Origin of the sequence: Lysinibacillus fusiformis, assembly GCF_002845985.1 — a bacterium.
GTDB lineage: Bacteria > Bacillota > Bacilli > Bacillales_A > Planococcaceae > Lysinibacillus > Lysinibacillus fusiformis_D.
In genome coordinates this window covers 321,468-334,441 of record NZ_PDFK01000001.1, presented here as the reverse complement: position 1 = coordinate 334,441, position 12,974 = coordinate 321,468, and the positions used below count along the sequence as shown (strand labels likewise).

Genomic DNA, 12,974 nt, shown 5'->3' with positions numbered 1-12,974 from the left:
TATGGCGTTAGGTGGAGGAGTATTTTTATCACAAAACAAAGTATTACCAGGGAAATATCACAATTTTATTAGCGCTACTCGTGCATTTGTAAATCTAAGCAATCGCGGTTACGTTGGTTTGCCAATTGCACTTGACTGGGGCGTAGATGGCGAAGTATTTGCTGTAACACAAGAGGATTTACGAAAGAATTCTCGCAAAATTTTTGGTTATGAATATATGGACTCAAAAATGAAAGGTATCCGTGATGTATTTAAAAATGCTATCACGGTTTATTTTTACAAACTTGCTGTGGATGCAGAAGCGGCTACAAATGATTTTGCAACAGCTAAGTACAAAGGTGCACGAGGGAATGATATTACGATTGTCATTCAGGCAAATGTCGATGAGCCATCGAAATTCGATGTTAAAACATTGCTAGCTAATGTGTTAGTAGACGAACAAATGGCGGTAGCTACTGCTACAGAACTAATCGCTAATGATTTTGTTGTGTTTAAAACGAATGCAACTTTAGCTGTTACAGCTGGTACCGCATTAGCTGGAGGTTCCAATGGCTTAGCTATTACTGGTGGGGCACATCAAGAGGCACTAGATGCTTTAGAAGCATATGGTTTCAATACTCTTGGCTGCTTGTCTTCAGAAAGTTCAATTAAATCGTTATATATTGAGTATACAAAGCGTATTCGTGACCAAATCGGTGGTAAATTCCAACTTGTAGGTCATAAACTTGGCAGTACTAACCATGAAGGGATTATTGACGTACAAAACGATACTAATGGACCAGAAGAAGAAGTGTTTGGTGCAGTATATTGGGTATCTGGTGCTCAGGCTGGAGTAGCTGTCAATAAGTCAAATACTAATAAAAAATACGAAGGTGAATTTACAGTTGATATGTCTGAAACAAAGACACAGTCACAACTCACAACGTTATTAAAGGCTGGCAAATATTTATTACATCGTGTTGGGGATGAAATTCGTGTACTTGAAGATGTGAATACCTTTACATCGTTTTCAGATGAGAAAAACGAGGACTTCAGTTTGAATCAAGTCATTCGTGTGCTTGATCAGCTTGCAATTGATACAGCTCAATTGTTTAACACTCATTATTTAGGTCAGGTGCCAAATGATCAAGATGGTCGAATTTCTTTATGGAATGACATTGGTAGTCTTCGAATGGAAATGCAACGTATTAGAGCTATTCAAAATTACAACAAAGATGAACTAACCGTGGCACAAGGTAATTCAAAGAAAGCTGTTGTCGTAAATGAAGTCGTGATTCCTACGGTTGCGATGTCACAACTTTACATCACGACAACAGTAGCATAAGGGGAGGGCAAACAGATGAAATCAAACAAAACATTAATTCCAATGAATCTACAGTATTTTGCGGATGCTACTATGCATGCTCGCAATGCCATTCATGGCGCTCAAGGCCGAGCATACGTGACGGTTGAAGGCAGTCGTTACTTATTTGCTCAATTAATTAATTTAGAAGCCCGTATGGATAAAACTAAAACGCAAGTTCCTATTATGGGGCGTGTAGCTAAGGGTAACAAAGCTACTGGCGCGGAGTATACAGGTAGCGCTACATTCCACTTTAATACTTCAATATTCCGTAAGTTATTAAAGCGTTACAAAGACACTGGGGAGGATATTTATTTTGATATCCAAGTGACTAACGAAGATGGCTCAGCGTCGGTAGGCCGTCAAACAACCATTCTAATTGATTGTAATATGGATGGAGGGATCATCGCTGCATTAGATGCAGATGCGGAGTACTTAGAAGACTCTATAGATTTCACTTTCGAGGATTGGGATATGCCAGAAGAATTTACAACTTTACAAGAAATGCTATAAGACGAGAGCTCATTATATATGGGCTCTTTTAAATATAAATAAAAAGGATATGGTGATTAATTATGTCAAACTTAACTGCATTTTTTGCACACAATAAAAAGCAAAATGAAAACATTAAGCATGCTATTTCAAAGAAATTCGTGGATGAACATGGCGATCCAATTGAATGGGAGTTCGCGCCAATTTCGCCAGAACGGGACGAGGAATTAAAATCTGAATCTACTAAGCGTTCTATGATCATGCAAGGAAAGCGTAAGGGGCAGTATAATACTGATTTTGATCATTTTAAATACCAACGTTTATTAACTGTAGAATCAATTGTATATCCTAATTTAAACGATAAAGAGCTACAGGATTCTTATGGTGTAATGGGGGCAGATGCTTTACTTGGAAAGATGCTGACAATCGGTGAGATTGCAGATGCCTCAGCGGTAGCACAGGAAGTCAATGGGTATCAAGCTGAGCTAGAGGATATGGTTGAAGAAATAAAAAACTAATAGACGACGGTGATGGTGAGGCTAATATAATGCACTGGTGGGTGCACAAAATGCGTCGCCTTCCGTCTGAATATGTGTCACTATCCTTGGCAGATAAAGCTTGTATTATAGCGTCTCTAAGGATCAAAATCGAAGAAGATAAGAAGCAAGAACGAGAGGCAAAACGAGGGTCTAGAAAAGGTAGAAAGCGTTAGGAAGTAGCTTGTTAACCTAAATGGCTATCGTTAAGCTAGCTGTTTTATATGTTTCTTTAAAAGATATGATATAAAAAAGGGACATTTATTTATTTGAATTCTGTCTGTTTTCAATTAAAAGGGTGGAAAGTTACTTTGGAGTCTTGTGAATTTAACCATGCAGGATAATGTAGTTGGAAACAACAGAAAATATATAAATTTACTAAGAAATAGAGAAAGTTAAAGTACAAATTATTAAACAATAGCCATAAAAAGCATCCTTTGAGTAGGATGCTTTTTTAATAAAGAGGTGAGAGTTCATGGCTACAATCCGTACGGCAATTCAAATTGAAGATCGTTTAAGTAAACCAATTAAAGTCATGCATAAAATGGTTTCCAGGATGGTCAATCAGTTGGAAGCTATGCATGCTGCTTCTAGGCAAATGATAGATACCTCTAGTGTTCAACTAGCTCAGAAAGAATTAGCTAGAGCTGCTGAGCAATTTAATAGAGTTGAAAAGGAAATTCGTAATGCTGATCATGCTCAACAAAGTTTTAGCAACAACATTAGGGATGGTACTACAGCAGTTGGTGGATTATTAACTAAAATCAAGGAGATAGCAGGGAAATATTTAGATTTTCAAGTAGTTGGGAGAGTACTCTTGTCCAATGAACATAACACCACATCTGGGTTAAATGTAATCAACAATGGTTTACAAACAACCGAGCAACCTTTAACACAAGCAATGGGAAGTGGAAACCTTCAAGGCCAGGATTTAAATAACGTATTTCAGTCTACGTCAAATGGTGTCCAAAATACTACGAATTACCTTAATGCTTTCATTGAGAAATTACGAGAAATAGCAAGTAGTGGTGAAATTTCTATGGCCAAGATAAGGAATGCTGTACTTGGTTTGGCTTTTGAGGGAATATTTGATGGGATTGTAAAAAGCGATCTTTTTAAGGAGCTCGTGCAAAATGCAGCTATTGCTATGGAGAAATTATCTTCAATTGCCTCGAGTACATTGAATTTTTTTATACCCGATGGAAGTTTAAAGGATAGTTGGTCGTTTATAGTTCCTATAATAAGTACTGTTGCAGCGGCAATGTTGGTATACGAGTCCGCTTTACTACTAGTAAAAGCAGCCGAAATAGCGAGTACGATTTGGACTGGTTTAAGAACGCTTGCAATTGGACTATTAACAGCAACTACATGGACGAGTGTGTCTGCAACATCAGCCGCAACGGCCGCAGCATGGGGCTTAAATGCAGCGATAGCAGCCAATCCAATATTTATTTTAGTAATAGCCATTGTAATTCTTATTGGTCTTTTCTATTTAGCGGTAGCCGCTTTCAATTATTTTGCTGGGACCTCGGTTAGTGCTACAGGAATAATAGCTGGGGCTTTCATGGTGTTAGGATCATGGATTTATAATAGAGTAGCCTATATGTGGAATTTGTGGGCCTCTTTTGTGGAATTCTTTGTAAATGTATGGAAAAATCCGATGTATTCGGTCAAGAAATTATTTTATAATCTAGCAACCAATATGTTAGATTTAATTATTTCAATGATTAGTGGATGGGATGGATTTGCTACAAGCTTTGTTAATGCTATTGTTGACGCAGTTAACTTTGCGATACGAGCTTGGAATTGGTTTGTGAAGCTATTACCAGAGAATATTTCATCTTCTGTAGGTTTAAAAGTGGGCACAGAGTATAGTCACCGAGAGTCCATTACAAGTGATCTAAAAGGTCTTAGAGGAGTTTTGGATAACTGGATTGGCGAAGCTCCTGATGATTATTGGGAAGCGCCGAAAATGGAATTTAAGGATCTTGGTAAGTCTTGGGATAAAGGCTACAATTGGGGAGCCAATCTATTTAAATCGGGTGAAGAAAAAAACGACAGTAATAAAGAAGATAAGATGAAAAATGACATTAATAATGCGCTAGCGTTAGGTGACAAACTCGATAAAGGTAATGAGCTAGGTAAGAAAACAGCAGACAATACCGAAAAAGCAACTGAGGGTATTAAAATAATGAATGAGGATTTAAAGTATCTCCGTGATATAGCTGAACGTGAAGCGATTAATCGTTATACAACGGCAGAAATCAAAGTAGATATGAAAAATGAAAACCGTATCAACAGTGAATTAGATATTGATGGCATTATTGATAGATTTGGTCAACGTGTTGAAGAAGTTTCAGGAATGCTAGCGGAAGGGGGTTCAATCGAAGATGTATAATTTTTTTCTAGATGGTTTACAGTTTCCTATTGCGCCTTCTGAACTAGCTCTAAAGATTAATGGTAGAAACGAAACTATGGTGTTAATGAATGAAGGAGAAGTAAATGTAATAAAGAGAACAGGGCTAACGGATATTGAGTTTGAGGTACTACTCCCAAACGTCAAATATCCATTTGCTGTTTATCCGAACGGTTTCCAACCAGCCACATTTTACCTAAAGAAGTTAAAAGATTTGATGCTAGGTGAAAAGCCATTTCGATTCATTGTGAATCGTATGTTGCCTAACGGTAATCTCCTTTTTGACACCGATATGACCGTGTCACTTGAGAATTATGAGATATCGGAATCAGCCGAAGAAGGCTTCGATGTCAGTGTGAAAATTAAATTAAAACAATATCAAAATTATGGGAATAAAAAGATTATCTTGAAAACCTCTACAAAAGCCAAAAATGCAACAGGTACTACAAAGACAGCATCGAAAGCTGTAGTAGAGCAAAAAAGGCCAACTACAGGCAAAGAAACCCCTAAAACACATACGGTTAAATCAGGTGAAACATTGTGGGCCATTGCTAAGAAGTACTTAGGTGATGGCTCTAAATACACTGAGTTAGCAAAAATCAATAATATTAGTAATCCAAACATGATTAAAGCAGGGCAGGTGATAAAGCTTGGCTAAATCACAATTGTATATATCGAGTAAAGGGCAACTTTATGAATGTGCTGTTGAAGATGGGATTCAGTGGGAAACGAATCGCAAAGGTACTCCAGGAAAGCTAACGTTCAACGTACTTAAAGATGATGTGCTTAGCTTCCACGAGGGTGATGCAGTCCGTTTCGAATATGACGGACACAAGGTTTTCTATGGTTTTGTTTTTATCAAAAAACGTTCAAATAACAGAATCATTACGGTTACTTGTTACGATCAGCTCCGCTACTTTAAAAATAAAGATACGTATAGGTATGAGAATAAAACAGCTGCTCAAGTACTTCAAATGATTGCAAAGGACTTTAAATTAAAGACAGGCACTATAGACAATACAAAATACGTTATTCCTTCTATGGTTGAGGATAATCAAGAACTGTTCACTGTCATGGATAATGCCTTGGCTGAAACGACTCTTAATACTCAAAGGCTATTTGTGCTCTATGATGACTTTGGAGCTTTGAATTTACGTGAAGCTAAGACACTTCAAACAGATTTACTGATAGATGAAGAATCAGGTGAATCATTTGAGTACACCTCATCCATTGATGAAAACACGTACAATAAAATCAAGTTAGAACGTGAGAATAAAGAGACTGGTGAACGTGATACTTACATTGTCCAAGACGATAGCAGGATAACTGAGTGGGGTGTACTTCAGTTAACAGATAAGTTCGAGGAAGGTGAAAACGGCAAAGCTAAAGCTGCAAGCATGCTCAAGTTCTATAACCGTAAATCACGAAAATTACACATCAATAAGGTGTTTGGTAATCCAATTGTGCGTGGAGGAAGTCAGGTAGCAGTGCTGTTGTATGTTGGTGACGTATCAGTAGCCAATTTCATGATGGTAGAAAGTGTTAAGCATACCTTCAAGGAATCTAATCATCGTATGGATTTAACGTTGATTGGCGGTGATTTCATTGCGTAGTATGGAGGATATTTTAAAAGAAATTCAGAAACTTGTTCTGGGCGTTCTCAATGCACAGAAGCTTGCTACGGTTATTTACGGCAATGTAATAAGTGTAGGTCCTTTAGAGGTTCAAATCGATCAAAAATTGACTTTAAAAGAAAAACAATTGAAGCTCACCCGTGCTGTTATGGATTATGAAGTAGAGATGAGTGTGAATGGTGGAGCAAAGCAGAAAGCTAAAGTCTTTAACGGCTTAATAACAGGTGACAAAGTGACGATGATTCGCGTGCATGGTGGTCAACAATATTTAATTATAGATAAAGAGGTGATTTGATGATTCCGCAGGTCATAAATGATGGACTGGCATTCGATTTTGAGGAAGAAATTGAACCTTCTAATACTTTTAAAATAAATAACGAATTAGATCGCTGTTATGGCACCGTTGATGAACTAGAGGCCTTGAAACAAGCGATTTTTTTAATGCTCAATATCGAGCGATACAATCATTTAATTTACAGCTGGAACACAGGCTTTGAAACTAATGATTTAATTGGGCAACCAACTGTCTATGTTACTAGTGAAGTAAAACGACGCATCCAAGAGGCTTTATTACAGGATGATCGCATTACGGAAGTAGATACTTTTGAAGTAACAACAAATAAAAATAAAGTGCATATTCAATACACAGCACATACCATATTTGGTGAAATCACAGCAGAGAAAGAGGTGGATTATTGATGGCAGTAGCCTTTGATTTAAATACTTCCTATGAGGATTTATTAGTTCAGAAACTATCCAATGTACCAACGCAGGATAAACGAGAGACATCGTTGATTTATCAGGCAACAGCAGCCAATACAGCTGAGACAGCTCAAATACTTTTTACATTGCTGAACTACGAAAACGAATTGTTCGCAGATACGGCCTCACGAGAAAATTTAGTAAGGCGTGCAGCTGAACGAGGGCTTAGTCCAACCCTTGCAACGAAAGCTATTCGAAAAGGAGTTTTCAATATTGATGTTCCGTTAGGCGCACGATTTTCACAGGAAGAATACAACTACGTAGCCCTTGAAAAAATTGAAAAAGGTGTTTTTAAGATGGAGTGTGAGACAGAGGGTGAAGTTGGGAATTTCGAGACAGGACAGCTTATACCGATTGATTACATTGCAGGTCTTGAGACGGCACAGTTAACGGACTTGTTGATTCCAGGAGAGAACGAAGAAGATACAGAGGCTTTTAGGGCACGTTACTTCAATAGCTTTGAAAGTATTTCGTTTGGTGGGAATCGCGCCGATTACAAAGAGCGAGTTGGAAACATACCTGGGGTTGGAGGTGCACGCATCTACCGAGCGAAGTATGGAGGCGGCACTGTTGGTGTTACAATCATTGATTCTACTTTTTCGAAGCCATCCACTGAATTAGTTGAGTTAGTACAACAACTAATGGATCCATTAGATGCGCAAGGTGATGGAGTAGGGCTTGCTCCTATTGATCACATTGTTACTATCTCGGCTGTCAATGAAACGATAGTGAATATAGGTACAACAATAACGCTTCAATCTGGATGGTCTTTTGAAGATGTAGAGAATACTATCCAAGAAGTAATCGATGGATACTTTGAGGAGCTTGCGGAATTTTGGGCATCTGCAGTTACTAAACAAGAAGATGAAACAGGGTTGATTATCCGAATAAGTCAAATTGAAACACGTATTCTTGGTATTAATGGAGTCATCGACATAGCCAACACAACATTAAATGGCAAGGCAAGCAACCTTGAACTTGATAGAGAAGCTATACCGAAAAGGGGGACTATAAGTGGCTAGAAAAGTGGATGTTTTAAGCTATTTTCCCCCTATCCTCCATGAAATCAAGGAACTTCAAAAGATTGCATCACTTGAAAATCCATCACTAGAGCGTATATGGGAACTGACTGAATCATTGTTAGGTAATCAATTTATCTTAACCCTAGATGAACGCGGTGCCGATCGTTATGAGAGAATGCTTGGTTTAGTTACTGGTGAATCCGAAACACTCGAAACACGTCGTTTCCGTATTTTATCAAGATATCAAGAACAAGCGCCCTATAGTTTTCCAGTTCTGAAACAGCTACTTGATAGCTTGCTAGGAGAGGGAAAATACGAGCTTACTCGCAGTACATCTGAAAAGTGGGTACGTGTAAAGCTAGAGTTAACGGTGTCTCGTGAATTTGAAATTGTCGAGGTATTACTTGAGCGAGTAACGCCTCAAAACATGTTGGTCTATGTGGAAATCAGATACATCCAACATAGTGCACTGGCGCGCTTTACACATGCTCAACTGGCTGCCTATACACATAAACAACTGAGAGAGGAAGTGTTATCGTAATGTCTACTGACACTGCTAATTATGGTTTTACAAAGGATAATGAAGATGATTTTTATAATGTAAATGTGGTTAACGCCAATCTTGATAAGATTGATACAGAAATGAAGCGAATTGAGGATGAATCAAAGAGCTTTAATCAACAAGTGGTTGATAACACTAATGCTATTGTCAACGCAAATACGAAGCTCGATACCCATATTGTCGATTATGTGAAGCATCCAGGCTACGGGGTGACTACTTTTAGTAGCCCAACCTATTCGGTCACATTGTCCCCCGCACCGACTCAATATGTTGACGGTATGGGGATAGTTTTGAGACTCAATGCCGATCAAATAGCGGGTAATGCGGCAATCAATGTTAACAATCTAGGTGCGAAAAACATCATAAGTTCGAAAGGTTTTTCTGTTAAAAACCTAAAGAAAGATGCAATTTACAGCTTTCGCTATAGCGCAGCGAAGGGGGCTTTTATCTTACAGGGTGAAGGGGGGGAGTATGGGAATGCTACAGAGAATGACGTAGCGACAGGTAAAACATTCGGGACAGACGAAGGGCTAAAGACAGGTGCGGCTACTATAAGCAAGTTGCCGCCATTCATGCCTAATAAGCAGAAGGTTTATACATCGGGTGAATTAAGATCGTGGAACCACTTAAGCTCACCTGTTTATGCCCGTGATGGACTCTTTGCTATTTCAGCAACTAACACACCCGATAACGTATATGCTGTTAAGGTTTTTAGGCTATATAATGGCGGTTATTCCTCAATCCTAGACTCTAGCGTATACCCATTCTTAAACGCTACGGTGTTCCGCGATAGTTGGCACTACGACAATGCCGCGTGGACGTTGTATAGTGGTTCACTGTCAACAGGCATTAGCATATGGCAAATCACATCAACAGCTATGAATCACGCAGGTACTGTAACCGCGGCAAAGGCTTGCGGTAGTTCGGTTTCGGGTATTATGTATGACGGCTTCTTATACACAATAGAGCGCCAAGCTGGAATCACATACCTGCATAAAATGAACGCACCTCTCGCGGGGAACCCAGGCGGTCTTGTGCAGTCATTCAGCGTGCCGTTAGATGCGTATACTAGCACTATTAACGTATCTTATACATGGCGTGTGCAATTAATAGACGGCTATGTAATGTTCACGCGGACAGACTACGGAGAGGTTAGAATATATGATCTGAAACTCACACTAGTTAAAACGATTACTGCTAACTATGGCACAGGTCAAGACGCTATATTAATAGACGCTAATATCATGGGATTGCTTTCGTCGACGATAGTGTACGATAGAAATAATGGAGTATTAGGTTTTAAAAACACAGGATTACAGCCATATTACGCTAACATACACACATATCCATACAACTGGATAACATCAAATGGCTAGGAGGAAAACACATGGACAACATCTATTTAAAAATCACTAATAATTTAGAGGAAGTCGTAGGCAATGCTACTACATATACGTATGGTGGCATCGACATGAGTAAATCAGTCGGCAGTTTTATTGACGACAAGAAAACGCCAAAGGTCGGGTATGTGATCTATAACGGCACACGCGAGTCCTTAGAGGGCACAAGTACAATTGAAATCACAAAAGAAGAATATCAAACAGCGTATGATGCTTATAGTGCTGTCATTGGTGAGGAACAGTCTCAAGGTGGGCCCCTCCAAGAACGCATTATAGAGCTTGAGCGTCAAAATGCAGAATTGAGAGTATCACAAGCAGATCAAGATGAATTAATCATGACAGCGTTACTAGGAGGAAACTAATATGTCGAGTGCTGTATACAATCTATTCTTACGTAATTGGTGTAATTGCAGAGCAACAGAAGAACAAATTGATTTAGCAGTTACAAAGGAGTTATTAACCGAAGAAGAGGCTATCAAAATTAAAGCCACTGAACAAAATAACGAAAACAAGTAAACGCAGCATAAGCTAGCGTTATTTTTTATGCTATGAGAGCAATCGAGATGGGCAAACGGTACATTGTACTGAACCTCGATGCTTCTCATGGCTTTTTTTTACACTAAAAAAGGCAAAGGACGTAGATAAATGGAACAATCAATTAAATTTTTACTTAGCACAGTAGGTGGAGTAGTATCGTGGTTCGTAGGTGGATGGGGTTTATTGATGACAGCATTGTTAATATTGAATGTAATTGATTTTTTATCAGGCATGGCAGCAAATTGGGGGACGATTAATAGTAAGAGGGGTTATCAAGGCATCATCAAAAAAGGCATGATGTGGGTTTGGATCGTGGTAGCCAATCTAATTTATTTAGTGCTACAAGATCAAGGGTTTTCAATTGGACAGATTATTCCTGATGCAGTTGTATTATTGTTCATTTTGAACGAGCTTGTTAGCTTAGGAGAAAATTCAGCCAAGCTTGGGGTGGACATGCCTGCACCAGTTAAGAAAGCTTTAGAAATCTTCAATACGAAGGAGGAGAAGACAAAATGAGTACAAGTGTAACAACATGTCGTGATTTAAGGGAATTAACAGTAGCTGCACAAACAGCCTGTCGATTACTCTTTCAGGAGTGTTGTAAAGCAGGTATTGATTTTATATTCGTCACAGAAACATATCGCAGCCAAGCTCGCCAAAATTATCTATATGAACAAGGAAGAACAAGACCAGGGCAAGTAGTTACCTGGACGCGTAATAGTAATCATACATCACGTAGAGCATGGGATATTGCTGTAGCACCGCCACGAAATCTATATGATATTTCTACTCTATTGAAGGTGGGGACAATAGCTAAAAAGCTAGGTATCACTTGGGGAGGCTCTTGGCCAGCAGGGCAATACGATGCACCTCATTTTGAAATTCCTACAACATGGCAAATGCCTAATGGCTATAAATTAGAAGGACAAGTAGTAGTGCCAACGAGTAGCGCTGGAAAGGTTCAGCTTATTGTAGAGGATACACTAAAACAAAAGGAGGAAGATTTAATGCGATTTACAAACGAGACAACTAAAGCCGCAGTACGTGACTACATTAAACAAGCAGTAGATAAAAAGCTTATTGAAAAGTCACATCTAGAAAAATTTGATGCCGGTACATTGACTGACGGTGATTTTGCAGGAATAAAAATCATTATTTCACAACGTAGTAACTAAAGTATAAAAGACCAAGATAGCTTAATTGCTTTCTTGGCCATATAACTAGTTTTTATATCTGCTATACTTGTGCCCCCTCTTACTATTAGATATTTCATAGTAGAATTTCTTGTAGTAATCATAGAGTGTTGTTTTCTTCTAAGATAATTGTTTTTTATCATACGTATCCTAGTATCGTACATAATTTTAATTAAACTATTTTTTATATCTCCCTCAGAATTAGAGGAGTTATTTGAAAGTCACCAAAATAAATTAAAAGCTACAGGACTTTTCATTGTGGAATTCATATTTGAAAAGCCGATTTTACTTAAAAACACTATGTACTATAGTAATATGAAGCTATCTTTTTCAAGTCAGATGCTGGGAAATTAGCTAAATCAATCTTGTCCATATCCGTCTTTTTAATGACCGTGGTCATTGCAGACCCAGTAGTAGGGTTACCATAATCATCTTTGAAGTGATCTTGCCAATTGATGTGGATATTACCCATATCCTCTACATCCTTTAAAATTTTAAGTAATTTAACTGTATTTTGTTGAGCATCATTTAGCTTTTTCTTTTTTGTTATGGAATTATCAATCATCAGCTTTAAATAATAGGTATTTCCCATGCTTTCAACCCTAATATCTCGATCGCGACCATCAGTTGTAGTAGTTCCAAATAAATCAGCAGCTATCTTGGCAATACGTTCCTCTAGAGGGATATTTGTATCATTTGCAGCTTTCATATCAATAACGATGACATCATTTTTCTTCTTTAATTCCTTTTCAGAAGTTTTCTGATCGTCACCAATCATTGTAGTTCCAATAGCACCAATTACAATGAATGTGATGATTAAAATAAACCACCATTTTTTATAAAAAGGTTTATTCATAAATGTTGTCTCCTTACATAATTCGTTATTCTATTAAATTATATCAATAATGGAAGGTGTTGTCAGCTGTCACTCCATATAGATATTTGTCAAAAATTACGCATCTCAAAGAATGAGTGATTTTTTTATATGAACCTACAAATATTTCATACAAAGATGTAACCATTATGGAATTGATATCAACCAAATATTGTAAAACCTTAAGAAAAAGTTAAGAATTCT

The 12,974-nt window shown here is 38.0% G+C and carries 16 protein-coding genes; 15 read left to right on the top strand and 1 reads right to left on the bottom strand.

Annotated elements, in window-relative coordinates:
- The first annotated feature begins 1 nt into the window (after position 1).
- The 15 genes from CRI88_RS01735 (at position 2) to CRI88_RS01670 (ending at position 11,878) form a co-directional block, all read left to right on the top strand.
- Positions 2 to 1,324, top strand: a complete 1,323-nt coding sequence (locus CRI88_RS01735; RefSeq protein ID WP_036127649.1) for a phage tail sheath family protein — start codon at positions 2 to 4, stop codon at positions 1,322 to 1,324.
- 15 nt (positions 1,325 to 1,339) lie between these two features.
- Entirely contained in the window at positions 1,340 to 1,855 is a 516-nt protein-coding gene (locus tag CRI88_RS01730; protein ID WP_080717163.1) for a phage tail tube protein, read from the top strand.
- Between the two features lie 62 nt (positions 1,856 to 1,917).
- Positions 1,918 to 2,352: a phage tail assembly chaperone gene (locus CRI88_RS01725; protein WP_036127646.1), complete on the top strand. Its 435-nt coding sequence runs from the start codon at positions 1,918 to 1,920 to the stop codon at positions 2,350 to 2,352.
- Positions 2,353 to 2,845: 493 nt separating this feature from the next.
- Entirely contained in the window at positions 2,846 to 4,768 is a 1,923-nt protein-coding gene (locus CRI88_RS01720; RefSeq protein ID WP_036127644.1) for a hypothetical protein, read from the top strand.
- On the top strand, positions 4,761 to 5,444 hold the full coding sequence (locus tag CRI88_RS01715) for a LysM peptidoglycan-binding domain-containing protein (RefSeq protein ID WP_101966365.1): 684 nt from the start codon (positions 4,761 to 4,763) through the stop codon (positions 5,442 to 5,444). Before CRI88_RS01720 ends, CRI88_RS01715 begins: the two co-directional genes overlap by 8 nt.
- Before the next feature lie 7 nt (positions 5,445 to 5,451).
- Entirely contained in the window at positions 5,452 to 6,399 is a 948-nt protein-coding gene (locus tag CRI88_RS01710; RefSeq protein WP_257982863.1) for an XkdQ/YqbQ family protein, read from the top strand.
- A gap of 1 nt (position 6,400) precedes the next feature.
- Positions 6,401 to 6,715 (top strand): DUF2577 domain-containing protein, encoded by a 315-nt coding sequence (locus CRI88_RS01705; RefSeq protein WP_036127387.1) that lies wholly within the window; start codon positions 6,401 to 6,403, stop codon positions 6,713 to 6,715.
- Positions 6,715 to 7,119, top strand: coding sequence for a DUF2634 domain-containing protein (locus CRI88_RS01700; RefSeq protein WP_036127378.1), 405 nt, complete (start codon positions 6,715 to 6,717; stop codon positions 7,117 to 7,119). The genes CRI88_RS01705 and CRI88_RS01700 overlap by 1 nt, the downstream gene beginning before the upstream one ends.
- Positions 7,119 to 8,204 (top strand): baseplate J/gp47 family protein, encoded by a 1,086-nt coding sequence (locus tag CRI88_RS01695; RefSeq protein ID WP_101966363.1) that lies wholly within the window; start codon positions 7,119 to 7,121, stop codon positions 8,202 to 8,204. The genes CRI88_RS01700 and CRI88_RS01695 overlap by 1 nt, the downstream gene beginning before the upstream one ends.
- Positions 8,197 to 8,745 (top strand): putative phage tail protein, encoded by a 549-nt coding sequence (locus CRI88_RS01690; RefSeq protein WP_036127374.1) that lies wholly within the window; start codon positions 8,197 to 8,199, stop codon positions 8,743 to 8,745. The genes CRI88_RS01695 and CRI88_RS01690 overlap by 8 nt, the downstream gene beginning before the upstream one ends.
- Positions 8,745 to 10,142: a hypothetical protein gene (locus tag CRI88_RS01685; protein ID WP_101966362.1), complete on the top strand. Its 1,398-nt coding sequence runs from the start codon at positions 8,745 to 8,747 to the stop codon at positions 10,140 to 10,142. Before CRI88_RS01690 ends, CRI88_RS01685 begins: the two co-directional genes overlap by 1 nt.
- Before the next feature lie 11 nt (positions 10,143 to 10,153).
- A complete protein-coding gene (locus CRI88_RS01680; protein WP_036125443.1) occupies positions 10,154 to 10,528 on the top strand; it encodes a hypothetical protein in 375 nt (124 codons plus the stop codon).
- Position 10,529: 1 nt separating this feature from the next.
- Positions 10,530 to 10,682, top strand: coding sequence for a hypothetical protein (locus CRI88_RS22395; protein WP_155273203.1), 153 nt, complete (start codon positions 10,530 to 10,532; stop codon positions 10,680 to 10,682).
- Between the two features lie 129 nt (positions 10,683 to 10,811).
- Positions 10,812 to 11,219, top strand: coding sequence for a phage holin family protein (locus tag CRI88_RS01675; protein WP_058843309.1), 408 nt, complete (start codon positions 10,812 to 10,814; stop codon positions 11,217 to 11,219).
- The gene (locus tag CRI88_RS01670; protein WP_101966361.1) at positions 11,216 to 11,878 is read left to right on the top strand and encodes a M15 family metallopeptidase; all 663 of its coding nucleotides are present in this window, start codon (positions 11,216 to 11,218) and stop codon (positions 11,876 to 11,878) included. Before CRI88_RS01675 ends, CRI88_RS01670 begins: the two co-directional genes overlap by 4 nt.
- Before the next feature lie 316 nt (positions 11,879 to 12,194).
- On the opposite strand, the gene CRI88_RS01660 is transcribed toward CRI88_RS01670, so the two are convergent.
- On the bottom strand, positions 12,195 to 12,752 hold the full coding sequence (locus CRI88_RS01660; RefSeq protein ID WP_036127293.1) for a hypothetical protein: 558 nt from the start codon (positions 12,750 to 12,752) through the stop codon (positions 12,195 to 12,197).
- Between the last annotated feature and the right edge of the window lie 222 nt (positions 12,753 to 12,974).

Coding starts and splice junctions, on each gene's coding strand:
- CRI88_RS01705 (WP_036127387.1), top strand. CDS start 6,401: ATGGAGGATATTTTAAAAGAAATTCAGAAACTTGTTCTGGGCGTTCTC.
- CRI88_RS01700 (WP_036127378.1), top strand. CDS start 6,715: ATGATTCCGCAGGTCATAAATGATGGACTGGCATTCGATTTTGAGGAA.
- CRI88_RS01695 (WP_101966363.1), top strand. CDS start 7,119: ATGGCAGTAGCCTTTGATTTAAATACTTCCTATGAGGATTTATTAGTT.
- CRI88_RS01675 (WP_058843309.1), top strand. CDS start 10,812: ATGGAACAATCAATTAAATTTTTACTTAGCACAGTAGGTGGAGTAGTA.
- CRI88_RS01720 (WP_036127644.1), top strand. CDS start 2,846: ATGGCTACAATCCGTACGGCAATTCAAATTGAAGATCGTTTAAGTAAA.
- CRI88_RS01735 (WP_036127649.1), top strand. CDS start 2: ATGGCGTTAGGTGGAGGAGTATTTTTATCACAAAACAAAGTATTACCA.
- CRI88_RS01685 (WP_101966362.1), top strand. CDS start 8,745: ATGTCTACTGACACTGCTAATTATGGTTTTACAAAGGATAATGAAGAT.
- CRI88_RS01670 (WP_101966361.1), top strand. CDS start 11,216: ATGAGTACAAGTGTAACAACATGTCGTGATTTAAGGGAATTAACAGTA.
- CRI88_RS01730 (WP_080717163.1), top strand. CDS start 1,340: ATGAAATCAAACAAAACATTAATTCCAATGAATCTACAGTATTTTGCG.
- CRI88_RS01725 (WP_036127646.1), top strand. CDS start 1,918: ATGTCAAACTTAACTGCATTTTTTGCACACAATAAAAAGCAAAATGAA.
- CRI88_RS22395 (WP_155273203.1), top strand. CDS start 10,530: ATGTCGAGTGCTGTATACAATCTATTCTTACGTAATTGGTGTAATTGC.
- CRI88_RS01715 (WP_101966365.1), top strand. CDS start 4,761: ATGTATAATTTTTTTCTAGATGGTTTACAGTTTCCTATTGCGCCTTCT.
- CRI88_RS01660 (WP_036127293.1), bottom strand. CDS start 12,752: ATGAATAAACCTTTTTATAAAAAATGGTGGTTTATTTTAATCATCACA.
- CRI88_RS01680 (WP_036125443.1), top strand. CDS start 10,154: ATGGACAACATCTATTTAAAAATCACTAATAATTTAGAGGAAGTCGTA.